We start from the raw sequence: 13297 nt of genomic DNA, 5'->3' as shown, positions 1-13297 counted from the left end.
CCTCGCAGCCCTTCTGGATCTCGCGCGGAGCATCGTGGAAACCGTGACGCACCACGCACGTCACCGTTTCCACGGCCGATTCCGCCTGCCGACCGCGACCCGGCGGCCGGGCCGCGGCGCAACTAGAGTTCGCCCATGACCGCCACACCTGATGCCCGGACCGCGATCGAGGCGCTCCAGGGGCACGAGGCGTGGGCGATCATCCGGCGCTCCACCCGCGCGGGCGACCGCGACACCGTCGGCCTGGTGGGCGGGCGGCGCAGCGTCGTCGACTCGATCCTCGACGTACCGCTGTCCGACGGGGTGCCCGACGACGGGCACATCGCCGACCGGCTGCTCGCCGTACCGTTCCGGCAGGTGGCCGAGCGCGGCTTCGAGGCGCACGACGACGGTACGCCGCTGGTCGTGGTCGACGTCGAGACCGAGCTGGAGTTCTCGGTCGCGGAGATCGTCGCGGCGATCGACGAGGTCGAGGTCGACTTCACCGACCGCGGCGGCTTCGAGACCGACGACGAGGAGTACGGCAAGCTCGTCGCGTCGATCATCAGCGACGAGATCGGGCAGGGCGAGGGGGCCAACCTCGTCATCGGCCGGCACTACCGCGCGAGCGTCGCCGACTGGGACGCGCGGAAGGCGCTGGCCGTCTTCCGCCGGCTGCTCGAGCGCGAGCGCGGTGCGTACTGGACCTACGTCTTCTTCACCGGCGACCGCTACCTGATCGGCGCCAGTCCCGAGCGGCACGTCTCGCTGCACGGCGGCGACGTCCGGATGAACCCGATCAGCGGCACCTTCCGGATCCCGGCCGACGCCGACGCGGGTCCGGACCTGCGCGGCCGGCTCCTCGACTTCCTCCACGACGAGAAGGAGATCTACGAGCTCTTCATGGTCGTCGACGAGGAGCTGAAGATGATGTGCGACATCTGCGACCGGGGCGGCCAGGTGCTCGGGCCGTTCCTGAAGCCGATGAGCCGCCTCATCCACACCGAGTACCTCCTCGCCGGCCAGACCGACCGCGACCCCCGCGAGGTGCTGCGCGACACGATGTACGCCGCCACCGTCACCGGCTCGCCGGTCGAGAACGCGTGCCGGCTGATCAAGAAGTACGAGACCGGCGGGCGCGGCTACTACGGCGCCGCGCTGGCCATCCTCGGGCGCGACGAGCAGGGCGAGCCGGTCCTCGACAGCCCCATCGTGATCCGCACCGCCGACGTCGACCTCGAGGGCCGGCTGACGGTCACGGCCGGCGCGACGCTGGTGCGCGACTCGGACCCGGCGTACGAGGTGGCCGAGACGCACGCGAAGGCGGGCGGCATCCTGAGCGCGTTCGGGCTGGTCCCGCCCGCGCCGGTGCCGAGCACGAACGTCGCCGAGCTGGTCAGCGACGAGGACGTGCTGCTGACCCTCAACAAGCGCAACCGGCGGCTCTCCCGGTTCTGGCTGACCGACCAGGGCGGCTCGCGTCCGGACCCCGGGCTGGCGGGGAAGAGCGCGGTGATCCTCGACGGCGAGGACGACTTCGTGAACATGCTGCGCCACGTGCTCCGGGTGCTCGGCATGACCAGCGAGGTGGTCCGGCACGAGGAGTACGCCCCCGGCGTGCTCGACGGCTTCGACCTGGTGATCGTCGGCCCGGGTCCGGGAGACCCGCGCGACGGCAGCGACCCGAAGATGGCCAACCTGCGGGCGGCCGTGGCCGAGCTGATGGCGGCCGAGCGGCCGTTCCTCGCGGTGTGCCTGGGGCACCAGGCCCTGTGCCACCACGTCGGCATCCCGCTGGCGTACAAGGACATCGTCTTCCAGGGCACCCAGTCGCCGGTCGCGATCGGCGGCGAGACCGAGCGGGTCGGCTTCTACAACACCTTCGTCGCCCGGGTCGCCGACGACACCGTGCTGCCGGACGGCGTCAGCGTCGAGGCCGACCCCGGCACCGGCGACGTGCACCTGGTCCGCGGTCCGCACTACCGCGGCATCCAGTTCCACGCCGAGTCGATCCTCACCGAGAACGGCTACGACCTGCTGCACGAGCTGGTCGCCGACCTGCTGCTGGCCAGGGGTTCCCGAGACGAGTCTTTGGTCCTACCCTGACCAGGTCAGGAACACGGGTCCGACGGTGACTGCCCCCCAGTGCCGTCGGGCCCGTCCCTGTTCCCGGGCTCCACTCGCCGGCCAGTAGGTTGCTGAGCGTGGCGGCACCGGACGTGGTCGTCGTGGACCACCACGACTCCTACACGTGGAACCTCGTCCACCTCGTCGCCGCCGTCACCGGGGTCCTGCCCCGGGTCGTGCAGCACGACGAGGTGGACGCCGCCGACGTGCTCCGGCACAGCCACGTGGTCCTCTCTCCCGGGCCGGGTCATCCGGCTTCGGCCGCGGACTTCGCCGTGGGTCGCGAGGTGCTGCTCGCGGGCACCCGTCCGGTCCTGGGCGTCTGCCTCGGCATGCAGGGCCTGGTGACGGCGTACGGCGGCCGCGTCGACCGGGTCGACCCCGGGCACGGGGTGCTGGCGCGGGTCGCGCACGACGGCGAGGGGCTGTTCGCCGGCGTACCCGCTCCGTTCGCGGCGGTGCGCTACCACTCGCTCGCCGCCCTGGCGCTGCCCGCGTGCCTGCGGGTGACGGCGAGCGACGAGGAGACCGGGCTGACGATGGCGGTCGCGCACCGCGACCTGCCGCTGGTCGGCGTGCAGTTCCACCCGGAGTCGGTGCTGTCCGAGCACGGGGCGGCGCTGGTGTCGAACTTCCTGGAGGCGCCGTGACCGACCCGACCTCGGCGTTCGCGGCGGTCGCCGCCGACCACGCCCGCTGCTTCTGGCTCGACGGCGGCGGCGCGCGGGAGTGGTCGGGCAGGCGCTCGCTGCTCGGCTGGCTGGCCGACGACGACGTCTCGCTCACCTACTCCGCCGCCACCCGCGAGGTGGTCCGGCACGCCTCCGGCCGCGCGGAGGTCGTCGGCGACGACCCGTTCACGGTCCTGGCGGCCGAGCTGGCTGCCGGCTCGCAGACCGACCAGTGGTTCGGCTACTTCGGGTACGCCGCCCGCGCCGACCTGCCGGCGTACCCCTCCGACTCGGTGCCGGACGCGGTCTGGATGCGGCCGAGCCAGGTGCGGCTCTTCGAGCACGATGTTCTGGGGGAGGACCTGACGTTCTCGGGCGAAGTTCCGGCTGAGAACGTCCGGATTCCCCGGTTCACCGGGGAATCCGCGGACCCGCCCTACGCCGCCCACTTCGCCCGGGTCCAGGAGCACCTGCACGCCGGCAACAGCTACGAGGTCAACCTGACCTACCGCGCGGAGGTGGCGAGCGACCTCGACCCGGCGACGGCGTACCTGCGCCTGCGCAAGCTCAACCCCGCGCCGTACGCCGGGTTCCTGCAGCACGACGTGCCGGGTGCGCGGGCGTGGCTGCTCAGCTCCAGCCCGGAGCGGTACGCCGTGATCGGCGCGGACCGGAGCATCGAGACCAAGCCGATCAAGGGCACGACCCCGCGGGGGCGGACCGCGGCCGAGGACGAGGAGCTGCGGCGCCGGCTCGCCGAGGAGCCGCGCTTCCGCAGCGAGAACCTGATGATCGTCGACCTGCTCCGCAACGACCTCGCGATGGTGTGCGAGGTCGGGTCGGTCGAGGTGCCGGCGCTGATGGCCGTGGAGTCGTATGCGACCGTGCACCAGCTGGTCTCGACGGTCCGTGGCCGGTTGCGCGACGACGTGACCGCCCTCGACGCCGTCCGCGCGCTGTTCCCGGCGGGGTCGATGACAGGAGCGCCGAAGCGGCGCACCATGGAGATCGTGCAGGAGGTCGAGGACACGCCCCGGGGCGCGTACGCCGGCGCCTTCGGCTGGATCTCCGCCGACGGCCGCGCCGACCTCGGGGTGGTGATCCGCTCGCTGACCACGACCGGCGACGGGCGCTACCTGCTCGGGACGGGCGGCGGCATCACGGTGCACTCCGACGTCGACGACGAGTACGCCGAGTCGCGCTGGAAGGCCGAGCGGCTGCGCCAGGTCTTCGGCGAGGCACCGACACGGGAGGGAAACACCGCGTGACTACCCTCGACGACATGGAGCAACCTCACGTCATCGTGCTCTTCGGGGCGACGGGCGACCTCGCGCGACGCAAGCTCCTCCCCGGCCTGCTGCGGCTCTTCGAGGCCGAGCTGCTGAAGGACTCCTGCATCGTTGGCACCTCGCTGGAGGAGATCGACACCGACACCTTCGTCAAGATCGCCCGCGACGCCTGCGAGGAGTTCGGCAAGGGCGACGTCACCGACGAGCGCTGGGCGCCGTTCGCGCGGATGCTGAGCTACGTGCCGCAGGGCGCCGGTCCGCACGCGCTCGCCGAGGCCGTGCACCGCTCCGAGGAGGCGCTGGCCGCGACCGGCGAGGACATCCGCCGGCTGCACTACCTGAGCGTCCCGCCGAAGGCCGCCCTCGACGTCCTCCGCCAGCTCGACGAGGCCGGCCTGGTCGAGCGCTCGCGGATCATCATGGAGAAGCCGTTCGGCACCGACCTGGAGTCGGCGAAGGTGCTCAACGCCCGGGTCCACGAGGTCTTCGACGAGACCCAGGTCTTCCGGATCGACCACTTCCTGGGCAAGGAGGCGGCGCAGAACATCCTGGCCTTCCGGTTCGCCAACGGCCTGTTCGAGCCGATCTGGAACCGCAACTTCATCGACCACGTGCAGATCGACGTCCCCGAGACGCTCGGCCTGGAAGGTCGTACGGCGTTCTACGAGGGCACCGGCGCGTACCGCGACATGGTCGTCACCCACCTCATGCAGGTGCTGGCGTTCATGGCGATGGAGCCGCCGACCTCGCTGGCGCCCGACCCGATCAGCGACGAGAAGCTGAAGGTGTTCCGCTCGATGCGGCCGATCGAGCCGCACAACGTCGTACGAGGGCAGTACAACGGCTACCGGGGCAAGGCCGCCGTCGCCGAGGACTCCGACACCGAGACGTTCGTGGCGCTGAAGGTCGAGATCGACAACTGGCGCTGGGCCGGCGTGCCGTTCTTCCTGCGCACCGGCAAGAAGCTCGCCGAGGGGGCGCGGATCATCTCCATCGCCTTCAAGGAGCCACCGCTGACGATGTTCCCGGCCGGGTCCAACGTCGGCCGCCAGGGTCCCGACCACCTCACCTTCGACCTCGCCGACCAGTCGCGGATGTCGCTGTCGTTCTACGGCAAGAAACCCGGTCCCGGGATGAAGCTGGAGAAGCTCTCCATGCAGTTCGCGACGCACGAGACGAAGTCGTCGACCGCGGTGCTGGAGGCCTACGAGCGGCTCATCCACGACGCGATGCGCGGCGACCACACGCTGTTCACCACCGCCGCCGGCATCGAGACGCTCTGGGAGAAGTCGATCCCGCTGCTCGCCGACCCGCCGCCCGTGCGCGGCTACGCCCCCGGCAGCTGGGGTCCCAACGCCATCCACCAGCTGATCGCCCCACACGCCTGGCGGCTGCCCTTCGAGCGGTCCTGGCGCGACGCGAACACGACGCCGCGCTGAGGCCGCCGTCCCCTCCGCTGGTCGAGGTGCGAGGGGCTTCGGCGTGCGGGTCGGTCGTCGCGCGCTGGTTGAGGTGCGAGGAGCTTCAGCGACGAGCCTCGAAACCCGGTGGGCCGAGGTGGGGCCTCGATCGAGGCCGACTCTCGGCACGAGGGGTTTCGAGGCTCAGGACTTCGTCCTTCGCACCTCAACCAGCGTGGGGCCGGGGCTTCGTCTGTCGCACCTCAACCAGCGTGGGGCCGGGCCTAGGCAGACGTACGGCGCTCGCCGCCGTCGGTGTACTCGACCCCGCCGAGGTCCACGACGCGCTGGGCGTTGGCGAGCGAGGTGACCACGGCGGTGCCGAGGGGGCCCGTGCGGTCGAAGACGGCGGCGGTGCCGACGGCGACGCCGTCGACCTCGACCCGGTCGACGGCGGCGAGCCCGATCGAGAGGCCGTCGGGGCGGCGGGCGAGGGTGAGGTTGATGTCGGTGTTGATGTACTCGATGCCGCGGTCGCCCCAGTTCGTGACCAGGCTGGCGCCGTCGGCGATCGAGGCGACCGCCTGGAAGGGCGAGCGGGGCTCGCCGGCGACGATCGCGACCGCGGTGTGCCACGACGACTTGCGGGTGTCGTTCTGGTGCAGCCCGAAGGACTGCGACCAGCCGGCCGAGCTGTGGAAGAACGGCACGTGCCCGTCCTCGGTCACCGGGGCGACGTCGAGCGGGGGCGGCGTCGGGCGGGACTCGGGCGCCCAGACCGAGCCCTCGGTCGAGGCGGTGGGCTTGAGGAACAGCGCACTGGCCCGGGCGACCCGCACCTCGGCGCCGTCGCGCTCCTGGGTGAGCACGGCGTCGACCAGGCAGATCCGGGGTCCCTCGCGCACCACCTCGGTGGTGACCGTGCAGTCGCGCATCCGGGCGACGGTGAACAGGTCGACGGTGAAGCGCGCGGGCACCAGGTCGTCCCGGCCGAGGTCGAGGACCCGTGCCTCGGCGCCGCGGGCGAGCGCCCCGCTGACGGCCACCCCGTGCATCTGGTCGTCGTCCCACATGCTCCGGGCCAGGTCGGTGGGGGTCAGTGCGGAGGGGGCGTCGCCCGAGGGGCGGAAGAACGACAGCTGCATGTCGGTCATTGTGCTGGCCGCGACCGAGAGGGGCACGAGATCATCCCGATATGTGCGCCTCGATCGCCGGCAACGGGTGGACGTTCGATGAGATCGACGAGGGCACGCTCTACGAGTTCTGCCCACGTCCGGGCGTCCACGTCCGCCTTCACGACGCGTCCTGCACCGAGATCCGGTTCGACCCGGTCCACCGCACCCTCGTCGTCCGGTTTGCGTTCGACGAGGACTACCCGGGACGGGCGGTGTGCGCCACGTACGAGTTCTCGGACGTCATCGTCCGTGACTGGACCGACGACGGGTCGGACGACGGGACCGATGCGCCGTGGAGGGGTCAGGTCACGGAGCTGACCTGGGACGCCCCGCGGACCTTCCACCTGGGTCTGGCGGAGGTGGCTCTCACCGTCGAGGCCTCGGCGGTGGTCGTCTCCGTGACCTGAGGGCGGGGGACGTCAGGAGTCCGGGCCGTCGGCGGACGCGTACGTCGCCAGCTGCCGCATCGTCTCCTCGACCGCTGCGACGACCGGTGCCTCGTCGTACGGTCGGGGGTCCGCGGCGTTGACGACGAGCACGATGTCGCCGACCTGGACGAAGCCGGTCACGCCGAGCACCTCCGTGCCCGCGTTCGCCACCATCCGGGCGGCGTCGGCACCCGGGATCTCAGGCTCGGTCACGCTGCCGTCGTCGGGCGCGCCCATCTGCTCCCACGCGGCGTCGAGGCCCGCGGGGAAGACGAGGTAGTTGGCGTCCACCACCGCGCCGCCCTCGACCGCCGGCAGCAGCGTGCAGCGGGGCGAGTCGGCGGAGCCGCTCTCTCGGGTCACCTCGGCCCCCAGCTTCGCCGCGATGCCGGCGACGTCGAGCCCGTCGCAGGGGTTCCAGACGGGCTCGGCGCTCGCGCTCGACGAGGCGGCGGGCGGGTCGTCGTCGGACCCGCCGCACCCGGCCAGCAGCAGGGGTACGACGAGCAGGGCGGCGCGGGCCCTCACGCGCCGGCCCCGGCCGGGGACGTCTCGGCGGGTGTGGTCGGCGGCGGGGTCGGTGCGCCCGGGATCCGCAGCACCATCCGGGCGCCGCCGGAGGCGGCATGTCCGGCCTCCACGGTCCCGGAGTGCCGCGTGGCGACCTGGTCCACGATCGAGAGCCCCAGGCCGGAGCCGGGCATGGACCGGGACTCGTCGGACCGCCAGAACCGCTCGAAGACCCGGGGCAGGTCGGCGTCGGCGATGCCCGGCCCCTCGTCCTCGACCACCAGCTCGCCCTCGACGAGCGAGACGTGGATGGTCCCCCCGGCGGGGCTCCACTTGGCCGCGTTGTCGAGCAGGTTGGTGACCGCCCGCTCCAGCGCGCCCTGCTCGCCGATGACGAACCACGGCTCGACGTCGACGTCGAGCGCGACCCCGGCGGCGCGGCGGCGTACCCGGGCCAGGGCGTGGTCGACCACCTCGGCGAGGTCGACGGTCTCGATCACGTGGGCCATCGGCTCGTCGCGGGCGAGCTCGACCAGGTCTCCGATCAGGGTGGTCATCTCCTCGATCTGGGCGCGTACGTCGTCGAGCAGCTCGGCGCGCGCCTCGGGGGGCAGGGTCGCGCCGGACGCGTCCGACTGGGCCAGCAGGTCCAGGTTGGTGCGCAGCGAGGTGAGCGGGGTGCGCAGCTCGTGGCCGGCGTCGGCGACCAGCTGCCGCTGCCGGTCGCGCGACGCCGCGAGTGCGGCGAGCATCTGGTTGAACGCCGACGACAGCCGGGCGATCTCGTCGTGCCCCTCGACCGGGATCGGCTGCAGCTCCTCGGTCCGGGCGATGTGCTCGACGCGCCCGGTGAGCCGGCGTACCGGCCTCAGCCCGTTGGCCGCGACGCCCCAGCCGGCGACCGCGGCGGCGATCACGCCGGCGGCGCCGAAGAGCGCCATCACGATGCCGAGCCGCTTCAGCAGCTGCTCCTGCGACTCCAGGGACTCGCAGACGACCAGCGCCTTGCCCTCGCCGTACGGCACCGCGACGACGCGGAACCGGTCGTCGCCGTCGATGGCCCGCGCGGTGCGCACGCTGAGCTCGGAGGTGCCGGTCGCGACGTCGAGCTCGTCCTGGCCGAGCTTCGGGACGGCGCCGTCCTTGTAGGGGTAGAAGCCCTGTCCGTCGGCGGTCACGGTCCCGATGCGCACGTCGGTGGAGGTCAGCATCCACGCGGGGATCTCGTTGCCGGTGTTGGCGTCGATGATCAGCGGCAGCTGCGCGGTCGCGTGGGCGCGCTCGACGAGCGAGTCGTCCATGGAGGCCTGCAGCTGCATGCGCACGACGAAGTAGCCGCCCATGGCGACGAAGGCGACCGCCAGGCCCACGGCCAGGGTGGTGAGCAGGGTGACCCGGCTGGCGAGGGATCGTCGGTAGTGCCAGCGTCCGTCGCTCGAGTCCGAGGCGCCGGTCACGATTCCTTCAGCACGTAGCCGACGCCGCGGACCGTGTGGATCAGCCGGGGCTCGCCCTCGGCCTCGGTCTTGCGGCGCAGGTAGCCGACGTAGACCTCCAGGGAGTTGGCCGTCGTCGGGAAGTCGTAGCCCCAGACCTCCTCGAGGATGAAGCTGCGCTCCAGGACCCGGCGGGGCCGGCGCAGGAACATCTCCAGCAGGGTGAACTCGGTGCGCGTCAGCTCGATCGCGCGGTCGCCGCGCCGCACCTCGCGGGTCGCGACCTCCATCGTCAGGTCGGAGAAGGAGAGCACCTCCTCCGCGGTGTCCTCCGGCGGGACCACCCGGCGCAGCAGCGCGCGCAGGCGGGCCAGCAGCTCGGCCAGCGCGAACGGCTTGGTGAGGTAGTCGTCGGCGCCGGCGTCGAGGCCCTCGACGCGGTCACCGACGGCGTCGCGCGCGGTGAGCACCAGGATCGGTACGTCGTGGCCCGCCGTGCGCAGCGCGCGGGTCGTCTCGATGCCGTCGAGGCGCGGCATCATCACGTCCATCACGACCACGTCCGGGCCGACCCGGCCGATCCCCGCGAGCGCCTCGGCACCGTCGGCGGCGAGGTGGACGTCGTACCCGTTGAACTCCAGGGAGCGGCGCAGCGACTCACGCACCGCCCGGTCGTCGTCGACGACGAGCACGCGCGGCTTGGGGACACTCACGGGTCCATGTTGCCAGCCGCGGCTGAACCCTGCCTGAGAGTGGGCGGGCTCAGGTGTAGCGGGCGGCCGCGGCGGCGGCGCGGGCGCCGTACCCGCCACCGAAGAGGCAGGCGTGCACGAGCAGCGGGAAGAGCTGGTGCAGCGCGACCCGCTCCTCCCAGCCGTCGGCGAGCGGGGTGACCTCGGCGTACGCGTCGACGACCCGCTGCAGGTGCGGGAGCCCGAAGAGCGCGAGCATGGCCAGGTCGACCTCGCGGTGGCCGCCGTACGCCGCCGGGTCGATGACGCTGACCCGGCCGTCGGCGCCCCACAGCACGTTGCCGTTCCACAGGTCGCCGTGCAGGCGTGCGGGCGGCTCCTCGGGGAGCAACGCGGGGAGCCGCCCGACGACCGCCTCGACCCGCGCGGCGTCGTCGTCGGTGACGGCGCCGCGGTCGCGGGCGAGCTTGAGGTAGGGCAGGACGCGGCGCACGGCGTAGAACTCCGCCCAGGTGTCGGCCGTGCGGTTGGGCAGCGGGAGCCGGCCGATGAAGCCGTCCTCGTCGAGGCCGTACGCCGCCGCCCCGGCCGCGTGCGTCGCGGCCAGTGCGCGGCCGAGGCCCGCCGCGACGTCTCCGCTGTTGCGCCCCGGCTCGACCCACTGCAGGATCAGGCACTCCGCGTCCACCGCGAGCACCTCCGGCACCGCCAGCCCGTCCTCGACCTCGGCGAGCCAGCGCAGCCCGCGCGCCTCGGTCTCGAAGAACGCGGCGGGTGCGTTGTTGAGGGTCTTCATCAGCGCGGTCCGGCCGTCGCTCAGCCGGAGCTTGGTGGCGGTCGCGACGTCCCCGCCGGCGACCGGGGCCGTGGCCACCACCGCCGAGCCGAGGAGAGTCTCGGCCCGCCGGGCGACCAGCGGCTGACGGGTCACGACTCGTCCGGCTCCTGGAGCAGCTCCTCCTGGAGGGCGCCCACGATCACGGTGCACGTCCGCTCGACCATGGTCAGCACCTCCTCGAAGCCGTCGTCCCCACCGTAGTACGGGTCCGGGACCTCGCCACCCGGTTCGACCGGATCGAAGTCGCGGAACAGCCGCACCCGCTCGCCCGCGCCACCGACGCCCGCCAGGTTGCTGCCGTCCATCGCGAGGACCAGGTCGTGCTCCTCGAGCCAGGCGGTCGACCAGTGCCGAGCCCGGTGCAGCGAGGGGTCGTAGCCGGCGGCGGTGAGCGTGGCCGCGGCCCGGGCGTCCATCGGGTTGCCGACGTGCCAGTCGCCGGTGCCGGAGCTGACGACCGCCACCCGTCCGGCGAGCCCGGCCTCCTCGACCCGCGCGGTGAGGACGACGTCGGCCATCGGGGAGCGGCAGATGTTGCCGAGGCAGACCAGCGCGACGGAGTACCGGCCGGGGGTGCGGGGTGGCGGCAGCGTCGGGTGGGGGCTCATCGGAGCTCCTCCGGGCCGATCAGGCTGTCCACCATCCAGGTGACGATGGTGATCACGATCGCGCCGCCGACCGCGGGCCAGAAGCCGGTGACCTCGAAGTCGACGCCGAGCACGTCCGCGAGCCAGCCGGTCAGCATCAGCATCAGCGCGTTGATGACCAGCAGGAACAGGCCCAGGGTCACGATGATGAACGGGATCGAGAGGATCTGCAGGACCGGCTTCACGAACGACGACACCGCGCCGAGGATCAGCGCGACGACGAGCAGCGGGAGGATCTTCTCGGACGTCTCGTCGGACCCGGTGAAGCGGATGCCGTCGATCAGCCAGGCCGCGACCGCCAGGGCGATGGCGTTGGTGAGAAGCCAGGTGAGGAAGCGCACGCGGCGATCCTGCCAGGTCACCCCAGCGGCTCGGACGTCGTTTTCCCTCGGGTCCCGGCGGGCCCGGCCGATTCTGAGGGTGCCGACTCGGGCTGGCCGGGCGGTCTCCTTCCCCGACCACGGAGGTACGACTCCATGTCATCCGCCCCGTCCCCCGCCCCTCGCTTCCGGATCGCCGGCTGGTGGGCCGACCGCGGCATCCGCACCAAGGTGCTCGTCCCGGCCGCGGTGGCGATCGTCGTCGCCCTGGTCGTCGGCATCTTCGGCCTCAACAGCCTGTCCGCCAGCGCCGAGACCAGCCAGCGGATCTACACCAACAACCTGACCGCGGTGAAGGTGCTCGGCGACGTCGCCGAGACCCGCAAGAGCCTGTCGCTGAGCATCCGCGACATCCTGCTCGTGGGCGACGGCGAGGACCGCCAGGCCACCCTCGACGAGTACGCCGACCTGCAGGTCACCTTCAACAGCCAGCTCGACGACTACGTCGCGACCGACCTGACCGCGGAGAACGCGGCCCGCGTCGCGCAGATCCGCGAGGAGCTCGACCGCTACGTCGCCGACGTCGAGACCAAGCTCGGCCCGCTCGCCGAGCGCCAGGACCTGGCCGGCTGGCTGCGGATGAACAACACCGAGCTGTCCCCGATCGCCGAAGGCATCAGCAGCCTGCTCGGCGAGATGGTCGAGAGCGAGGACGCCCAGGCCGCCGACGCGGCCGCGGACGCGCGGTCGTCGTACGAGTCGCAGCGCGAGCTGGCGATCATCCTGCTCACGGTCGGCCTGGTCGCCGCGCTCGGATTCGCGCTGCTGGTCGCCCGTGGTGTGCGGACCTCCATCAACCGCCTCCAGGTGGCGCTGCGCGCCCTCGCGGGCGGCGACCTGACCGCCGATGCGGGAGTCCGCTCGCGCGACGAGGTCGGCCAGATGGCCGCGGACCTCGAGACCGCGCGGGAGAGCCTGCACGCCTCGCTGTCCGCGATGGGCGACAACACCGGCGTGCTGGCCTCGGCGGCCGAGGAGATGTCGGCCGTGTCGGCCCAGCTCGGCGCCTCAGCGAACGAGTCCTCGAGCCAGGCCAACCTGGTCTCGGCGGCCGCCGAGGAGGTCTCGTCCAACGTGCAGACCGTCGCGGCGGGCAGCGAGCAGATGGGCGCCTCGATCCGCGAGATCGCCCAGAACGCCTCGGACGCCGCGCGGGTCGCGAGCCAGGCCGTCGTGACGGCCGAGGAGACCACGGCCACCGTGGCCAAGCTCGGCGAGTCGTCGGCCGAGATCGGCAGCGTCGTCAAGGCGATCACCTCGATCGCCGAGCAGACCAACCTGCTGGCCCTGAACGCGACCATCGAGGCCGCCCGCGCCGGCGAGGCCGGCAAGGGCTTCGCGGTCGTCGCCAACGAGGTCAAGGAGCTCGCGGTCGAGACCGCCCGCGCGACCGAGGACATCGCCAAGCGGGTCGAGGCCATCCAGGCCGACACCGGCGGCGCCGTGACGGCGATCGGCGAGATCACGGAGATCATCAGCCGGATCAGCGACTACCAGAACACCATCGCCGCGGCGGTGGAGGAGCAGACCGCGACCACCAACGAGATCTCGCGGAACGTCGCCGAGGCGGCGACGGGCGCCAGCGAGATCGCGCGCAACGTGGGCTCGGTCTCCGAGGCCGCCGACCAGACGACCGATGCGGCGGGCAACACGACCGCCGCCGCGGGTGAGCTGACCCGGATGGCCACCGAGATGCGCGACCTGGTCGGGCGCTTCCGGCTCTGA

The 13297-nt window shown here is 72.4% G+C and carries 13 protein-coding genes; 6 read left to right on the top strand and 7 right to left on the bottom strand.

Translation table 11 applies throughout. The annotated features are described in order from the left end of the window. The first annotated feature begins 135 nt into the window (after positions 1-135). From VMF51_RS12835 to zwf, 4 genes are all read left to right on the top strand, one after another. The gene (locus tag VMF51_RS12835; RefSeq protein ID WP_325474829.1) at positions 136-2085 is read left to right on the top strand and encodes an anthranilate synthase family protein; all 1950 of its coding nucleotides are present in this window, start codon (positions 136-138) and stop codon (positions 2083-2085) included. Positions 2086-2183: 98 nt separating this feature from the next. Next, a complete protein-coding gene (locus VMF51_RS12830; RefSeq protein WP_325474828.1) occupies positions 2184-2756 on the top strand; it encodes an aminodeoxychorismate/anthranilate synthase component II in 573 nt (190 codons plus the stop codon). After that, on the top strand, positions 2753-4045 hold the full coding sequence (locus VMF51_RS12825; protein ID WP_325474827.1) for an anthranilate synthase component I family protein: 1293 nt from the start codon (positions 2753-2755) through the stop codon (positions 4043-4045). Before VMF51_RS12830 ends, VMF51_RS12825 begins: the two co-directional genes overlap by 4 nt. Before the next feature lie 14 nt (positions 4046-4059). Beyond that, positions 4060-5505, top strand: coding sequence for a glucose-6-phosphate dehydrogenase (zwf, locus tag VMF51_RS12820; RefSeq protein WP_325474826.1), 1446 nt, complete (start codon positions 4060-4062; stop codon positions 5503-5505). 245 nt (positions 5506-5750) lie between these two features. Here zwf and VMF51_RS12815 read toward each other — a convergent pair whose 3' ends face one another. Next, positions 5751-6647: an acyl-CoA thioesterase domain-containing protein gene (locus VMF51_RS12815; protein WP_325474825.1), complete on the bottom strand. Its 897-nt coding sequence runs from the start codon at positions 6645-6647 to the stop codon at positions 5751-5753. 14 nt (positions 6648-6661) lie between these two features. On the opposite strand from VMF51_RS12815, the gene VMF51_RS12810 reads away from it, so the two are divergent. Continuing rightward, complete coding sequence (locus VMF51_RS12810; RefSeq protein ID WP_325474824.1) at positions 6662-7048, top strand: hypothetical protein; 387 nt, start codon at positions 6662-6664, stop codon at positions 7046-7048. Between the two features lie 12 nt (positions 7049-7060). On the opposite strand, the gene VMF51_RS12805 is transcribed toward VMF51_RS12810, so the two are convergent. From VMF51_RS12805 to VMF51_RS12780, 6 genes are read right to left on the bottom strand one after another with little or no spacing between them, the layout of a single operon-like run. After that, positions 7061-7597, bottom strand: coding sequence for a hypothetical protein (locus VMF51_RS12805; protein ID WP_325474823.1), 537 nt, complete (start codon positions 7595-7597; stop codon positions 7061-7063). Beyond that, positions 7594-9036: a HAMP domain-containing sensor histidine kinase gene (locus VMF51_RS12800; RefSeq protein WP_325474822.1), complete on the bottom strand. Its 1443-nt coding sequence runs from the start codon at positions 9034-9036 to the stop codon at positions 7594-7596. The genes VMF51_RS12805 and VMF51_RS12800 overlap by 4 nt, the downstream gene beginning before the upstream one ends. Next, entirely contained in the window at positions 9033-9728 is a 696-nt protein-coding gene (locus tag VMF51_RS12795) for a response regulator transcription factor (protein ID WP_325474821.1), read from the bottom strand. The genes VMF51_RS12800 and VMF51_RS12795 overlap by 4 nt, the downstream gene beginning before the upstream one ends. A gap of 49 nt (positions 9729-9777) precedes the next feature. Beyond that, positions 9778-10638, bottom strand: coding sequence for a fructosamine kinase family protein (locus VMF51_RS12790; protein WP_325474820.1), 861 nt, complete (start codon positions 10636-10638; stop codon positions 9778-9780). Further along, on the bottom strand, positions 10635-11153 hold the full coding sequence (locus tag VMF51_RS12785) for a low molecular weight protein-tyrosine-phosphatase (protein WP_325474819.1): 519 nt from the start codon (positions 11151-11153) through the stop codon (positions 10635-10637). The genes VMF51_RS12790 and VMF51_RS12785 overlap by 4 nt, the downstream gene beginning before the upstream one ends. Continuing rightward, on the bottom strand, positions 11150-11533 hold the full coding sequence (locus VMF51_RS12780) for a phage holin family protein (protein WP_325474818.1): 384 nt from the start codon (positions 11531-11533) through the stop codon (positions 11150-11152). Before VMF51_RS12780 ends, VMF51_RS12785 begins: the two co-directional genes overlap by 4 nt. A gap of 135 nt (positions 11534-11668) precedes the next feature. Between VMF51_RS12780 and VMF51_RS12775 the strand changes: the two genes are divergently transcribed. Beyond that, positions 11669-13297 (top strand): methyl-accepting chemotaxis protein, encoded by a 1629-nt coding sequence (locus VMF51_RS12775; protein WP_325474817.1) that lies wholly within the window; start codon positions 11669-11671, stop codon positions 13295-13297.

The sequence above is a fragment of the Nocardioides sp. genome (genome assembly GCF_035503875.1).
Lineage (GTDB): Bacteria > Actinomycetota > Actinomycetes > Propionibacteriales > Nocardioidaceae > Nocardioides.
The sequence above is the reverse complement of the archived record's forward strand: the minus strand, read 5'-3'. Positions and strand labels throughout refer to the sequence as shown.